The following is a 13,512-nucleotide window of genomic DNA, read 5'->3' as shown; positions in this document are numbered from 1 at the left end:
CGAGATCTGCGGGATCACCCCGGAGCTGCGGACGTTTCGCAGGAAGATGTCGCCGTAGCCGCCCAGGGAGACCACGCCCTCCTGGATGCGCGCACCGCCCGAGTCGTTCAACCCGACGACCGGGACGCCCATCTTCTCCGCCAGGTCCATGATCTTGACGACCTTGGCGGCGAACACCTCGCCCAGCGAGCCACCGAACGCGGTGAAGTCCTGGCTGAACACGCACACCCGGCGGCCGTCGATGGTGCCGTGGCCGGTCACCACACCGTCGCCCAGGATCTTCTTCTTCTCCAGCCCGAACCCGGTCGCGCGGTGCACCGCGAACGCGTCGGTCTCGACGAACGACCCCTCGTCGAGCAGCAGGTCGATCCGCTCGCGGGCGGTCAGCTTGCCCCGGTCGTGCTGCTTGGCGATCGCTTCCTCGCCACCACCGGCGGCCGCCTCGGCCTGACGGCGACGCAACTCCTCGAGCTTGTCCTTCGTGGTCTCGGCCACGGCGAACACCTTCGGTCGGGCAGCGGGCGCTGACGGAAGACGCGTGGGCCGCGAACGATGCGCCCAATGCGTTCTCGACAGTGGGCGTCACATACGCGATCGCAACCCAGCGAGAACCTCTGTTGTAGATGTCACGTCCGCATACTTCACGGACAGGTCGTAGAGACTCGCGAAATGCGGCGATTCGTGCTTGTCGGCGACGCACTCCTCCGGGACGATGGTGCGATAGCCGTGCGACAGACTGTCCACCGCGGTGGCGCGCACGCACCCAGACGTCGAACCGCCCGTCACGATCACCGTGTCGACGCGATGCCAGGTCAGCAGTGACGGCAGGTTGGTCTCGAAGAAGGCCGACGGCATCCGCTTGCGCATGACTACGTCGACGTCATGGATGTCGAGCCGCTCGTCGAGCTCGGACCGGCGCGACCCCACCTTGATGTTCTGCAAGGAGTCCGGCGTGTCCGAGCGCGTACCCCACACGCCGCAGTCCGCGCCGGAGTCCTCATATGCCACGTAGGTCCACACGACCGGGCCGCCGAGTGCACGCACTACCCCGGCGAGTTCGACGACGTGATCGAGTTGGCGCGGGTCCGTCTCGTATGCAGTGGCGAACTCATTGATCCCCGTGTACGCGCGCTGCAGGTCGACGTTGACCAATGCGACCTTGTCGCCGATGCCGAACCGTGGGGTACGGCTGCGTTGATGCTGCTCGTACAGTTCGCGTGCTGTAAGCGCGGACGACTCCATGATCCTCCTCGGACGAACGGCTTCAGAAGACGAGCTCTCTCAGCCCGCGACCAGGCCCATCACCTCGCGCACCGGCGTGGCCTCACCCAGTCCGAGGATCACGGCCGCCAGGCTCTCGACACGGTCGCTGGCGAGCCGGCGCCCAGCGTTGTCCCGGAACTTCTCCGACACCTCGGCGTCGCTGAGCGGCCTCCCAGGACCGCCACGGTTCTCCAGGACCTCGATTATCTCCTCGCGGCCATCGGTGAACCTGACGCGCACGACGGCAGGGAACTCCTCGGGGTAGATGCCGGCGCACCGCTCTTTGGCGACGACCGAGACCTTCTCCATAAGGGCGCGACGCCGGGGCTCCCGCGCCAGTTCGTCGGTGAAGTCCTCGAGCCCGAGCCCGAGCCCGCCGCCACCGAGCAGGGCGGCCGCCAGGACGTAGGGGCCGGAGAACTGGGCCTGATAGCCGGTCTGCGGCGTGCGCTTGACCTCGATGGGCTCACCAATCGTGCGCACCGTCGGACCGGCGACGCCGAGCTCGATGCTGGCGATGTCCTCGGGGTTGACACCACGCTCGCGCAGCTGCAGACCGGCGTCGATGGCGGTGTGGGTGAAGTGGTTCGCCGGGTAGGGCTTGAAGTGGATGCCGGGAGCTGCCCAGTCGACACCGAGCCCGTCGGTGATCTCGTCGGGGGAGTAGTTGCCGTCGAGGAAGCACTGGAAGAAGCCGAAGCGGCCCTCGAAGACCGTCGGCGGCCCGCTGATGCCCGCGCGGACGAGTTCCGCAGCGTTGACCGCAGCGTGAGCGGCCCAGCCGCAGTGGATGCGTTTGACGGTGCCGCCGGTCCGGTTGGCTTCGATGATCCCGGACGCCATGGACGCGGCGACCCCGAGGCTGTCGGCGATCTGCGACTCGGTCCCGCCGAGCAGCAGGCCCGCGGCCACCGCACCGCCGAGCGCACCACACATGGACGTGGCGTGCTGGCCCCGGTCGAAGTAGAGCGAGTTGCGTGCTTCACGGTCGTAGCCTGCCATCCCGACGCGGACGCACACCTCGAGCCCGACGGCGATGGCGGCGACGAGCTGTGCGCCGGTGGCGTCGGCGGCCTCGGCAGCGGCGAGCGCGGCAGGCACCACGGTGGCGCTGGGGTGCAGGATCGACGGCAAGTGGGTGTCGTCGTAGTCGAGCGAGTGCGCGAGGACGCCGTTGGCGAACGCTGCCTGCGCTGCGGGGAGCCGGTTCGCGAGGCCGATCACTTGCGCATCGGGCCGGCCACCCTGCGCGACGAGGTGGTCGAGGACGCCCTGGCTCGAGTCGAGGTTCGTCGCCGCGAGGGCGATGCCGAGGGTGTCGAGCAGTCGCTGCCGCACGCTGGCCCGGACCTCGTCCGGCAGCGCGTCGTAGGTCGCTTCGGCCGCGAACCGGGCCAGCGACTGGCTGAGGGTGATCGTGTCGGTGCCAGCCGAGGGCAGCGTGGTCTGGGCCATAGAGATCTCCGCGCGAACGGGCGTCCGCCGGGGGCGGGCGGTCTCCCCCAGCCCCCGGGGCACATGACAGAAACGTTGTATCGTCTAGTGGAACGGTGTACCTTAACGTGGTCGCGGGAGCGGCACAAGCGGTGGGAGGCGGCGGTGCTCGATGCTTCGATTCGCTGGCACGTGGTGGCCATCGACGTCCAGAACGACTTCTGCGACCCCTCCGGGGCGCTGGCGCGCCTGGGCGCCGACGTCTCGGCCAACGAGGCCATGGTCGATGCACTCGCACGGACCCTGCCCGGGTTGCGCGAGGTCGGCTTCGGCATCACGGCGGTCCGGCAGGTCACCTCGCTACGGACCACGAGTCCGGCGCGCCGTCGCCGCATGGCCGCCCTCGGGCGCGACCCGCTGGCGGTTTGCGCTGAGGGTTCGTGGGGCGCCGAACTGCACCCTGGGGCCGGCTTCTCGGACGCCGACCAGGTGATCGAAAAGCACCGGTACAGCGCTTTCGTGGACACAGCGCTCCCGCTGCTGCTCCGCAGTGCCCGCGCTGACGGGATCATCGTGGTCGGGACCGCCGCCAACGTGTGTGTCGACTCGACCGTCCGCGACGCGTTCATGCGCGATTTCGAGGTAATCGTCGTGCCAGAACTGGTCGGGTGGACCGACCAACGGCTCGGGCGCCCTGCCATCGACAACCTCGGCCGCCACTTCGCCACGCTCATGGACGCCGACGATCTGCTCAGCGCGGTACGGCACGGTCAGCTGCAGCCAGCCGGCGCCTGACGGCCACCGCCGCAGCGACACCGAGCGTCGCGGTCACGATCGTCGTGACCCTCGGGTTGGTCGCGTCGGCGAGCGAGCCGTGGAACACGGCTGCGGCCGGGCGGCTGCCGAGGAACGCCATGCCCCAGATGGCCATCACGCGTCCCTTGAGGTGCTCGTTGACGCGCGCATGGATCACGGCCGTGAGGTCGGCGACACCGAACAGGAAGCCCGCCCCGCCGACCAGCAGGGCGACAAGTGCGATCCCGAGGTTGGGGCTCAGCCCGAGCAGCGCCTGGCTCGCGGCGAGGACCATCAGTGCCCGGGCGCCGCTGGTCCCAGGGGCGCGATCGCCACGCAGGCGCGAGATGAACGGCACGACCGCGACCGCACCGATGCCGAACGTGGTGACCATGATCCCGACGACCTCGTCACCGCGGCCGAGCAGCCCGGCCAGCGAGGGCGTGAGCGTGTTGACCGGGTCCATGACAAAGCCGAGCGCGCCGACCCCGGCGAGCGCGGCGACCAGGGCCGGCCGCTGCCGCACGAACCGCAGCCCGGCCAGCACCGAGCGGTCCGCGGTCCGCAACGCGTGGTGCCGACGCAGCCGCAGGCCGAGCAGCAGCAGGATGAACAGCCCGTAGCTCGCGGCGTTGACGGCGAACGAGACCGAGGGCCCGTGGCGTGCGTAGACGAAGGCGCCGGCCGCGGGTCCGACGGCGCGGGCAAGGTTGAACGTCAACGACTGCAGCGCGACGGCCTGCGCCACCTCCGAAGGCCGCACCAGGTTGGGGATGGAGGCCTGCATCGCCGGACTGCTGATCGCGTGCCCGCATCCGGCGAGCGCGACGAGCGAGAGGATCGCGACCGGCGAGAGCGGGCCGCGGGCCAGCAGCGCCAGCGACACCGCCGACGTCAGCCCGAGCGCCTGGCCGAACAGCATCAGCCACCGTCGGTCGACCCGGTCGGCCCAGGTCCCGGCCCACGGGCTCCACAGCAGCGTCATACCGAACTGCATCGCGCTGACCAGCCCGACGTAGGTCGCCGAGCCGGTCAGTTGGTGGATGAGCAGGACGGCGGCGATGTTCTGGAACCAGGTGCCACTGTTGGACACCAGGTTGCCGAGGAAGAACGGTCCGAAGCCCCGATCGAGCAGCAGCTTGCCCGCCCGGCGCGCCGGCGGCTCGATCGGGGCCGCGTCGGTCGTCAATGGTCCCGGAGCAGGCAGCCGAAGCCGCGGATGCCGTCATCGATGCCGAGGTCGCGCAGCGCCGACCACATCGACGTCGCGTTGATCGCCAGCACCGGAAGGCCCAGCCAGCGCTCGGCCTCGCCGGCCAGGCGCACCATGGCCAGGTTCGTACCGACCTGCACGATCGCGTCCGGCTTGGACGCCGCCAGTTCGGTGAGCTTGGGCCGGACCTCGTCCTCGGTCAGCTCGGCGATCCCGGTCGCCGACCCGGTGCGCATCCCGAGATAGCCCGTGATGCTGCGTCCCGCCTCCTCGAAGTAGTTGACGACCTGCTTGTCGTTGACCGGCTGGTAGGGACTGAGCACGCCGATCGTGCGAGCCTCCAGCGCGTCGAGGGCCCGCACGAGGGAAGCCGGACCACTGGTCACCGGGACGCCGCCAGCGAGCTCGGTGATCTCGCGTTCGTACTGCCGGCAGCCCTCGAGCCCGCCGTAGAACGTGGGCGCGGACATCCCCATGACGATCTGATCGGGCTGCAGGGTGACCACGTCGCGGACGGCGTTGGGAACGTCCGCACGCACGTCGTCGAGGAGCTGGACGGTGGCCTCGTCGGAGTGCAACTGCGGACGTCCGACATACATACGGCCGGCATGGATAGTGACCCCGTGCGGTGCCATCATGTTGTACTCGGCCTCGACGACGGTGTTGGTCGACGGGATGAGCACGGCGACGTTGGCGCGGTAGCCGATGACATCAGGCATGGATGGTTCCTTCGGCGCAGGTCTGCCGGCTCGCTCAGGCGTAGGGCAGCAGCCGCTGGGCGTTGACGGCCTTGAGCATCGATGACGACAGCAGCCACTCGCGGGCTTTGACGGGGTCGCTGGCCGTCGCGCGCAGCTGTTCCTGCGTCGCCTGGCGCGCGGCTTCGTCCCGTTCGGCGAGGGCCTTGCTGTTGCGGTCGGTGATCAGTTGCACGTACTCGAGCGCGATGTCGCGGCGACGGCGGGCCCAGTCGTCGAGGGAGTCGACCGTCGCTCGGCCGGCGACCACGTCCGGCAGCGACCGGGCGAGATCGAAAGCATCGTGGATGCCGTTGTTCATGCCCATGCCACCGATCGGGCTGTTGAGGTGGGCGGCGTCACCGATCAGCAGCGTGCGCCCGACCCGGAACCTCTCCGCCACCCGCTGGTGGATGCGGTAGAGCTGGGTGTGCACGACGTTGTAGTCCTCGTCGCGCGGGACCACGCCCTGCAGCCGGCGCTGAGCGAGCACCGGGTCGAAGGCCTGCTCCTCGGTCAGCTCGGGCTCGGCACGGAACAGCACGCGCCAGGCCTGCGGCGCCCGCAGCAGTACCACGAACTCGTTGGGGTCGGAGATGTAGTTGACGAGCACGAGGTCGTCGAGCACGTCCTCGAACGCGAAGTCGGTGAGGAAGACCAGGTAGCGGTCCTCGTAGGTGGTCCCGGGGAACTCGACGCCGAGCTGCTCGCGGACCGTGCTCGACGCGCCGTCGGCCGCGATGAGCAGGCTGGCCCGCTCCTGGACGCTCTCGCCCGCGTCGGTGACCAGCGTCACCGTGACCCCGTCGCCGTCGTCCACGAACGCGTCCAGTCGCGTGGAGAAGCGAATCTCGACCAGCGGTTCGTCCGCGAGGCGGTCGAGCAGCAGTTCACATAGCCGCTGCTGTTCGCACTGCAGCCGGAACGGGTAGCGGGTGTCGTCCTTGAGCAGGCCGAAGTCGAACTCGGCCACGACGCCCTTCTCGCGGTCGCGGTTCTGGTACTTGTCGGCGATCAGGCCCTTGCCGACCAGTGCCTCGGTCACCCCGAGCACGTCGAGCAGTTCCAACGTCGGCGCGTGGAACGTCGAGGCCTTGGGTTCGGGGTCGACCTCGGCCCGCTCCTCGACGAGGAGCGTGGGGATGCCCCGGTAGGCGAGCAGTGCGGCCATGGTCAGGCCGACGGGACCGGCGCCCGTGACGAGAACGCGCTTCTCCGGCGCTGCGGATGCGGACATGGGAGTGCTCCTACTGGGATCGGGCCTGGCTGAACAGGGTCGGGACACCCGCGCGCAGCGACGTCCACGTCGCGCGGGTGGTGGTGTAGAGATTGACGGCGTCCTCGCCGTTCTCGCGGCCGTAGCCGGAGTCGCCGAAGCCCCCGAACGGGACGAGGTCGGAAAGGACCCGGTAGGTGTTGATCCACACGTTGCCGACGCGCAGCTGCCGGCTGATCGCGTGGGCGCGGCCGACGTCGGAGGTCCACACCCCGGCAGCGAGTCCGAAGCGGGTGTGGTTGGCCAGACGCACCGCGTCGGCCTCGTCCCGGAAGGTCGTGATGCCGAGGACGGGCCCGAACACCTCTTCCTGGGCTAGCGTCGAGTCGGGATGGACCTGGTCGAACAGTGACGGCGGCACGAAGTAGCCGTCGGCGAGCCGCGGGTCGTCGGGCAGGGACGCCTGCCCGACCAGGCGGGCGCCCTCGCCGGCCGCGCCCTCGATGAACGAGAGCGTCTTGTCGCGCTGGGCGGAGGTGATCTGCGGTCCGAGGTCACTGTCCGGCGAGAAGGGGTCACCGACGCGTAGGCGGGTGACCCGATCGGCCAGCCGTTCCAGCAGCGGTTCGTGGACCTGCTCGTGGACGAGCAGGCGCGAACCGGCGATGCACATCTGGCCGGCGGTGGCGAACACGCCCAGCGAGATGGCGTCGGCAGCGGCGTCGAGGTCCGCGTCGGTGAAGACCAGTTGCGGCGACTTGCCACCGAGTTCGAGCCCGACGGGCGTCAGCGTGTCGGCGGCGGCACGGGCGATGGCCCGGCCGGTGTCCGGGTGCCCGGTGACGACGACGAGGTGGCTGTCCGGTGAGGTAACGAGGGCGGCACCGACCTCGCGACCGCCGACCACGACGTGGACCAGGTCCTCGTCGATCCCGGCCTCGATGACGAGGTCACGAAGCGCCATGGCCGTCAAGGGCGTCTCTGGCGCCGGCTTGACCACTGTCGCGTTGCCGAAGGCGAGCGCCGGTGCCATCTTCTTTGCCGCGAAGAACAGTGGCACGTTCCACGGGATGATGCCGAGCGCGACCCCGAAGGGCACCCGCTCGGTGTAGGTGTGGAAGTCGCCGGGGACCGGGATCGTGCGGCCGAGCACCTTGTCGGCCCAGCCGGCGTAGTAGGTGAAGCAGTCCGCGGCACGCTCGACCTCGCGCCGCGTGTCGGCCAACAGCTTGCCGGTGTTGCGTGACTCGAGTTCGGCGAGGCTCTCCCGGTCGCGCCGGATGAGGTCGGCCACGCGGTGCAGCAGACGACCGCGCTCGCCGGCCGCCGTCGCCGCCCACGCCGGTTGTGCCGCGGCGGCGGTGGCCAGGGCACGTTCGGCGTCGGCGACCGTGTGCTCGCCAACCGTGGCGAACACGGCGCCGTCGATCGGGCTGATGACTTCCACGGACGAACTCCTCGAATAGGTCGGACGGCGGCTGCCGGGGTCAGGCGGTGTGCTCATCGAGGCGTGTCGCGAGCGCCTGGAGGTCCACGGTCCGCAGGGGCGGGTCGAAGACGAACACGACGTGGCCGGCCCCGGCGGCGCGTAACGCCTGGGCCTTGTCGACCGCGGCGTCGATGCCGGCGTCGACGACCACCTGGGCCGAGACCTCGACCTCGGCGGGGTCGCGGCCGAGGTCAGCGCAGTGCCGTTCGAGCACGCCACGCTTGTGCGCGAGCACGGCCGCGTCGCCGGCCGGCAGGTTCCAGCCGTCGGCGAAGCGGGCGGCCGTGCGCAACGTGCGACGCTCGCCGCGGCCGCCGATGTACAGCGGCAGGGGGCCCAGGGGGGCCGGGTCGAGCACCGCGCGGTCGACGCCGTGGTAGCGACCCTGCACCGTCGCCCCGTCGGGCGACCGGCGCATCGCGGTCACGACGGCACAGGCCTCGTCGAGCCGGTCCATGCGTTCGCGGACCGGAGGGAGGCCGGGCGCCGCAACGTCACCGAACCCGAAGCGCTGGTACTCCTCGGCGTTCCAGCCGGCGCCCAGGCCGAGGTCGACCCGCCCGTCGCTGATCACGTCGATCGAGGTCGCCATCTTCATCAGCAGGGCCGGGTTCCGGTAGACGTTGCCAGAGACCATGACGCCGAGGCGCAGGCGGGTCGTGCTCGCCCCGAGGGCGGTCAGCAGCGTCCACGACTCGAGGACCGGGCCGCCGGCACCGTCGGTGAAGATCGGCAACAGGTGGTCGTAGACCCAGCCACCGCGAAACACCCCGAGGTCGTCCGCGGCGCGCCAGAACTCGCGCAACTCCGGCCACGTGCCGTACTGCTGCCGGGTCTTGAACGACCACGTCGGGAGAGGGGGCGGCGCGACGGCCCTCCCCTCTCCCGACGTGGTCGACGTGGTCGTTGGCAACGAGATCAGATCCGCTCGCGTGCCTGCTCGAGGTAGTCGGGGTAGATCAGCTTGTCGAGTTCGACGGTCTCGTTGACGAGGCCGACCGATGTGAGGGCCTCTTGGCCGCCGCTCCACTTCTGCTCGACGAGTGCGAGTCGACCGTCCTCACCGTTGGCGTTCCAGTCCTCGACCATGAGCGGGAACTCGACGAGTGCGGCCTCGGTGTCGATCTCGTTGTTGTAGACCCGCAGATGCTCGACGGCCTGCTCCCAGTTCGACTCGTCGGTGGCCCAGTCCATGGCCTGCAGGACGCCGGCGAGGAACCGCGCCGGCCGGTCATCGTCGTTCTCGACCAGTTCGAGCGCGCAGCAGTAGGTGTCCGACGGCAGGTCGACGTGGTCGTAGATGTTGAACGACACCAGGTCGTTGCCGTCGTCCTCGAGGGTCTGGCGGTCGGTGTTGACCGAGATCCAGGCGTCCACCGAGCCGTCACGGGCGAGCTCGTACCCGGCCGGGCCGACGCCGGTCACGGGTCGCTGGATGCTGCCGAGGTCGATGCCCTGGTTGCTGAGGATCAGGTCGAGCAGGTTCTCGGTCGCACCGGCGGCCGAGACGATGCCGATGGTCAGACCCTCGCTGAGGTCGTCGGGCGAGTTGATCGGCGAGTCAGGCAGCGAGACCAGTTCGAACTGCCCGCGCTGCCGCACCGTGCCGATGTTGATGATCGGCGCCTGCTCGTTCGCGATGGCGATGATGCCGTTGATGGCATTCGCGCGCGACAGTTGCGTGGTGCCTCCCAACACCGACTGCAGCGCGGTCGCGGTGCCCTGGCCGCCGAGGATCTCGAGGAACAGCCCCTGCTCGTCGAAGAAGCCCTGCTCCTTGGCGATCACCGTCTCGATGAAGCTCAGTGAGAAACCGAGTGCTGTCATGTAGCGGCCCGATAGCGTGTCCGACCCGTTGGCGGCCTCGCCCTCGGTTCCGTTGGCGGCCGGCTGGGCCTGGCCGTCGCTGCAGGCAGACAGCAGGGCACCGAGCCCGCCGCCGACGAGCGGCACCATCATGGTGGCGGCGCTGCCGCGGAGGAACGAACGGCGGCTGATGTTCGCCGGTCCTGTCGTGTTGTTGCTCTGCATGGAGGCTCCCTCTAACCCGGTTGGTTCCCCGTGGTTTGACACCACCTGTTGTCACAGGCGGCGACGCGGCTTGGCCGATTCGTGCCAGGGGATGAAGTAGCGACGCGTCCCCATCACCAGCGAATACAGCAGGAATCCGAAGATCGTCATCATCAAGATCGCGCCGAACAGCTTGTCCACCTGCAACTGCATCTGGAGGTTGACCGCGTAGCGACCCAGGCCCCGGTCGCCGCCGAGGTACTCGCCAACGATCGCCCCGATCGTGGCCTGCACGACCGCGAGCTCCATGCCGGCCAGGATGTAGGCCAGGGTGTGGGGGAACTCGGCCTTCCAGAACCGCTGCCACCGGCTCGCGCCGAGCGTGGTCATCAGGTCGTGCATCGACTGCGGGACCGAGCGGACGCCGAACGCGGTGTTGATCAGCAGCGGGAAGAACGCAAGGAGGGCGGCGATCACGATCTTGGACGTGGGGCCGAACCCGAACCACAGGATGAACAGCGGCACCAGCGCGACCTTGGGCACGACTTGGGTCGCGACCAGGAAGGGCCTGATGATCTTGTCGACCACCTGCGACTTGCCGACTGCGAACCCGAGCCCGACACCCAGCAGGATCGCGAAGCCGAGCCCCCACATGACCTGGTAGAAGGTCGTCCAAATGTGGTTGCGCCATACGAACGGGTCGGTGATCTGCTCGGCGAACGCGGCTGCGACCGCCGACGGCGCCGGCAGGACGAACCGGGAGATCCCCGTCACCGCGACGTAGGTCTCCCAGGTGATGAGCACGACGGCCAGGATCAACGGCGTCGTCCACAGCGACAGCCAGCGGCTCTGGCCGAGCCGCGTGACGAGGTTGGGGCCCGGGTCGACGGGCAGGTCCGCCGGCACGGTTTCGGGGTGGGCGTCCGCCCGGATCGCGTCAGTGGGCGACATCGTCGCTCCCTTCGACCGGCTGCAGGTCGTTGTTGCCGCTGCCGACCACGGCGATGGCGTCGCGGATCTCGGAAACGAGGTCCTGGAACGGCGCGGAGCGGATCAACTCGGGCTGGCGGGGCCGGGGGAAGGTGACGGGGGTGATCGAGTGGATGCGTCCGGGGTGCGTGTCGAGCAGCACGATGCGGTCGGCCATGAAGATGGCTTCCTCGACCGAATGGGTCACGAACACCACCGTCTTCGCGCTCTCCATCCAGATTCGCTGGAGCTCGACGTTCATCGACTCGCGGGTCTGCGCATCGAGCGCCCCGAACGGCTCGTCCATGAGCAGGACCGGCGGGTCGTGGGCGAGGGCGCGGGCGATGGACACGCGCTGGCGCATCCCGCCCGACAGTTGCGTGGGCAGCTTCTTCTCGAAGCCCCTCAGCCCCACCAGTTCGAGCAACTCGGCAGCACGCTGCCGACGGGCGGCCCGGTCGATGCCGGCGATCTCGAGCGGGACCTCGACGTTGCGCTGTGCTGATCGCCACGGCATCAGGGTCGCGTCCTGGAACACGAACCCGATGTCACCCACGCCGCCCGAACCGCCCGGGAAGCTGATGCCACCCTCGGTGGCCGGTTCGAGGCCACCCATGATGCGCAGCAGCGTGGTCTTCCCGCAGCCGGACGGGCCGAGCAGGACCACGAACTCGCCCTCGTCGATCCCGAAGTGCACGTCCCGTAACGCCTGAACATGGTCATTTCGGTTGACCCGGAAGGTCTTCGAGACGTGGTGAACCTCGATCGCCCGCTCGGCGACCCGAACGTCGGCCATGCCCACTCCCGTTCCACATGTCGAAACATTATGCTCCCACATGGAACACTAGGAGCCGGCCTCATGGGCCGTCAACCCCTGGTCCGATATCCGCGCCGACGGCCGCGGAACGGAAGAAGGCGCCGGCAGGTGCCGGCGCCTTCCCGTATAAGGGGCAGTTTGTGCGTCAGACGATCTCGCTCGCCGGCACGTGGTCGCGCCGGGCGAGGACGCCGAACAGGCGCTCGACGAACTGGTCGCGTTCGGCGGTCCAGGCCGCGCGGCCCTCCTCGGCGCCGCCCTGTTCCTCGAGGAGCTCGGCCACTGGCCGGCCCCCGACCTCGAGCAGCCCCTCGAGCCGGGCGACCCGCGAGCGTGTGGCCCACAGCTCGCCGCCGAGTTCGAGACACACCTCGACGAGGGCGTCCACGACCGGGTCGTCGAGGAAGTACGGGTGGCGTTGGTCGACGGACACGGCCGCCGCGGGCGTCGGGCTGGGCTGGGTCATGGTGGTCGGCCTCCTGGTCGCTGGCTCGATCGCTGGGGCGCTCACTTGCGACACACCCGCATCTGACGGATGCCCGACGGGTCCGGGCTCGCGTCCGGGTCCACGTCGGCGAAGGTGGCTCGGAGCAGATCGAGGAAGTCCGAGTAGACGAAGCGGCTAGCGAACGGTTCGCCGTTGAAGTTGGTGTCGATGTTGCGGGTGTAGTCCTGCATCGTCATCGGACCGTCCGGCGAGCGGTTGCCGAAGTCCTGGACGATGAACATGCCGCCGTTGCGCAGGACGCGGTGCGCCTCGGCCACGACCTGCTCCGCCGTCTCGCGGGGGACCTCGTGGAACAGGATGTTGCAGTAGACGAGGTCGAAGGTGCCGTCCTCGAACGACAGGTCGGCTGCGGACTCCTGGCGGAAATCGACGTCGATGCCGAGCGTAGACGCCCGCAGATGGGCGTAACGCACCATCGGTGCGGCCAGGTCGATGCCGGTGACGCGGGCTTCGGGCAGGCGCTTCTTGAGCGCCGTCGTCGACTGCCCGATGGAGCACGCCAGGTCGAGTACGGCCTCGGTGGGCCCCTCCGGCAGCGGCAGGCGGTCGACGGTGCCCTGCTTGGCCCGGTCGTCGTCGTTGCGACCGACGTAGAAGATGTTGGTGCCGTAGTGGTAGATGTAGCCGGCGAGGTCGTCACCTTCGTAGCTCTCGGGCTGCAGGTGGATGTCCGCGCTCGTGAAGTACTCCGGGTAGGCGAGGTCCGGATCCCAGTGGACGCTGCCGGGCCCCCGCTGCTCGGCGGCCTCGAGTTCGGCGAGCAGTTCCCCACGCCGGGCGTCGAGGGTCTGGTGGATCCGGCGCCACATCATCTCCTGCTGCGAGCGCAGCAAGCGATTGCGCAGGCCGACTACGGGCGACGGGTCGATCAGTGCGCGCAGCGTCGGCACGTCACGGACGGGCTCGCCGTGTTCGGCTAGGACGTCCTCGACCACCGCGCGCGCAGCCGCGTCCATCGCCGACTTGGCGAACTTGCGCACCCCCTCGACGTAGTCGAGGTAGTCGTGGTCCGCCAGCGTCGACGCGCTCGGCCGGAAGGTTCCCTGTGTCATGATCTCCAC

Annotated in this window: 14 protein-coding genes; 1 reads left to right on the top strand and 13 read right to left on the bottom strand. The window is 69.4% G+C overall.

The window, feature by feature from the left end; all coding sequences use genetic code 11:
- From ACERM0_RS17725 to ACERM0_RS17715, 3 genes are all read right to left on the bottom strand, one after another.
- A partial coding sequence (locus tag ACERM0_RS17725; RefSeq protein ID WP_373679944.1) for a carboxyl transferase domain-containing protein occupies positions 1-504 on the bottom strand: 504 nt, incomplete at its 3' end.
- A gap of 78 nt (positions 505-582) precedes the next feature.
- The gene (locus ACERM0_RS17720; RefSeq protein WP_373679943.1) at positions 583-1,242 is read right to left on the bottom strand and encodes an isochorismatase family protein; all 660 of its coding nucleotides are present in this window, start codon (positions 1,240-1,242) and stop codon (positions 583-585) included.
- Between the two features lie 39 nt (positions 1,243-1,281).
- Positions 1,282-2,718 carry an MmgE/PrpD family protein gene (locus ACERM0_RS17715; protein WP_373679942.1) on the bottom strand — a complete coding sequence of 479 codons (1,437 nt, stop codon included), beginning with the start codon at positions 2,716-2,718 and terminating at the stop codon, positions 1,282-1,284.
- A 174-nt stretch (positions 2,719-2,892) separates the two neighbouring features.
- Between ACERM0_RS17715 and ACERM0_RS17710 the strand changes: the two genes are divergently transcribed.
- Positions 2,893-3,492, top strand: coding sequence for a cysteine hydrolase family protein (locus tag ACERM0_RS17710; protein WP_373679941.1), 600 nt, complete (start codon positions 2,893-2,895; stop codon positions 3,490-3,492).
- Here ACERM0_RS17710 and ACERM0_RS17705 read toward each other — a convergent pair.
- The 10 genes from ACERM0_RS17705 to ACERM0_RS17660 form a co-directional block, all read right to left on the bottom strand.
- Positions 3,449-4,681: an MFS transporter gene (locus ACERM0_RS17705; RefSeq protein ID WP_373679940.1), complete on the bottom strand. Its 1,233-nt coding sequence runs from the start codon at positions 4,679-4,681 to the stop codon at positions 3,449-3,451. The genes ACERM0_RS17710 and ACERM0_RS17705 overlap by 44 nt on opposite strands.
- Complete coding sequence (locus ACERM0_RS17700; RefSeq protein WP_373679939.1) at positions 4,678-5,424, bottom strand: arylmalonate decarboxylase; 747 nt, start codon at positions 5,422-5,424, stop codon at positions 4,678-4,680. Before ACERM0_RS17700 ends, ACERM0_RS17705 begins: the two co-directional genes overlap by 4 nt.
- 34 nt (positions 5,425-5,458) lie before the next feature.
- Entirely contained in the window at positions 5,459-6,679 is a 1,221-nt protein-coding gene (locus tag ACERM0_RS17695; RefSeq protein ID WP_373679938.1) for an FAD-dependent oxidoreductase, read from the bottom strand.
- A 10-nt stretch (positions 6,680-6,689) separates the two neighbouring features.
- A complete protein-coding gene (locus ACERM0_RS17690; protein ID WP_373679937.1) occupies positions 6,690-8,105 on the bottom strand; it encodes an aldehyde dehydrogenase family protein in 1,416 nt (471 codons plus the stop codon).
- Between the two features lie 40 nt (positions 8,106-8,145).
- Positions 8,146-8,952, bottom strand: coding sequence for an LLM class flavin-dependent oxidoreductase (locus tag ACERM0_RS17685; protein WP_373679936.1), 807 nt, complete (start codon positions 8,950-8,952; stop codon positions 8,146-8,148).
- Positions 8,953-9,065: 113 nt separating this feature from the next.
- The gene (locus tag ACERM0_RS17680) at positions 9,066-10,178 is read right to left on the bottom strand and encodes an ABC transporter substrate-binding protein (RefSeq protein ID WP_373679935.1); all 1,113 of its coding nucleotides are present in this window, start codon (positions 10,176-10,178) and stop codon (positions 9,066-9,068) included.
- Positions 10,179-10,229: 51 nt separating this feature from the next.
- Positions 10,230-11,108 carry an ABC transporter permease gene (locus ACERM0_RS17675; protein WP_373679934.1) on the bottom strand — a complete coding sequence of 293 codons (879 nt, stop codon included), beginning with the start codon at positions 11,106-11,108 and terminating at the stop codon, positions 10,230-10,232.
- Positions 11,095-11,922, bottom strand: coding sequence for an ABC transporter ATP-binding protein (locus tag ACERM0_RS17670; RefSeq protein WP_373679933.1), 828 nt, complete (start codon positions 11,920-11,922; stop codon positions 11,095-11,097). The genes ACERM0_RS17675 and ACERM0_RS17670 overlap by 14 nt, the downstream gene beginning before the upstream one ends.
- A 166-nt stretch (positions 11,923-12,088) precedes the next feature.
- A complete protein-coding gene (locus ACERM0_RS17665) occupies positions 12,089-12,409 on the bottom strand; it encodes a hypothetical protein (protein WP_373679932.1) in 321 nt (106 codons plus the stop codon).
- Positions 12,410-12,450: 41 nt separating this feature from the next.
- Positions 12,451-13,503, bottom strand: a complete 1,053-nt coding sequence (locus tag ACERM0_RS17660) for a class I SAM-dependent methyltransferase (protein ID WP_373679931.1) — start codon at positions 13,501-13,503, stop codon at positions 12,451-12,453.
- Between the last annotated feature and the right edge of the window lie 9 nt (positions 13,504-13,512).

Source organism: Egicoccus sp. AB-alg2, assembly GCF_041821065.1.
Lineage (GTDB): Bacteria > Actinomycetota > Nitriliruptoria > Nitriliruptorales > Nitriliruptoraceae > Egicoccus.
This window is presented reverse-complemented; position numbering and strand designations above follow the sequence as displayed.

What these genes read in the sequence shown, in the direction of transcription:
- ACERM0_RS17720 (WP_373679943.1), bottom strand. Translation starts at nt 1,242, where the DNA reads ATGGAGTCGTCCGCGCTTACAGCACGCGAACTGTACGAGCAGCATCAA.
- ACERM0_RS17715 (WP_373679942.1), bottom strand. Translation starts at nt 2,718, where the DNA reads ATGGCCCAGACCACGCTGCCCTCGGCTGGCACCGACACGATCACCCTC.
- ACERM0_RS17700 (WP_373679939.1), bottom strand. Translation starts at nt 5,424, where the DNA reads ATGCCTGATGTCATCGGCTACCGCGCCAACGTCGCCGTGCTCATCCCG.
- ACERM0_RS17695 (WP_373679938.1), bottom strand. Translation starts at nt 6,679, where the DNA reads ATGTCCGCATCCGCAGCGCCGGAGAAGCGCGTTCTCGTCACGGGCGCC.
- ACERM0_RS17680 (WP_373679935.1), bottom strand. Translation starts at nt 10,178, where the DNA reads ATGCAGAGCAACAACACGACAGGACCGGCGAACATCAGCCGCCGTTCG.
- ACERM0_RS17675 (WP_373679934.1), bottom strand. Translation starts at nt 11,108, where the DNA reads ATGTCGCCCACTGACGCGATCCGGGCGGACGCCCACCCCGAAACCGTG.
- ACERM0_RS17670 (WP_373679933.1), bottom strand. Translation starts at nt 11,922, where the DNA reads ATGGCCGACGTTCGGGTCGCCGAGCGGGCGATCGAGGTTCACCACGTC.
- ACERM0_RS17665 (WP_373679932.1), bottom strand. Translation starts at nt 12,409, where the DNA reads ATGACCCAGCCCAGCCCGACGCCCGCGGCGGCCGTGTCCGTCGACCAA.
- ACERM0_RS17660 (WP_373679931.1), bottom strand. Translation starts at nt 13,503, where the DNA reads ATGACACAGGGAACCTTCCGGCCGAGCGCGTCGACGCTGGCGGACCAC.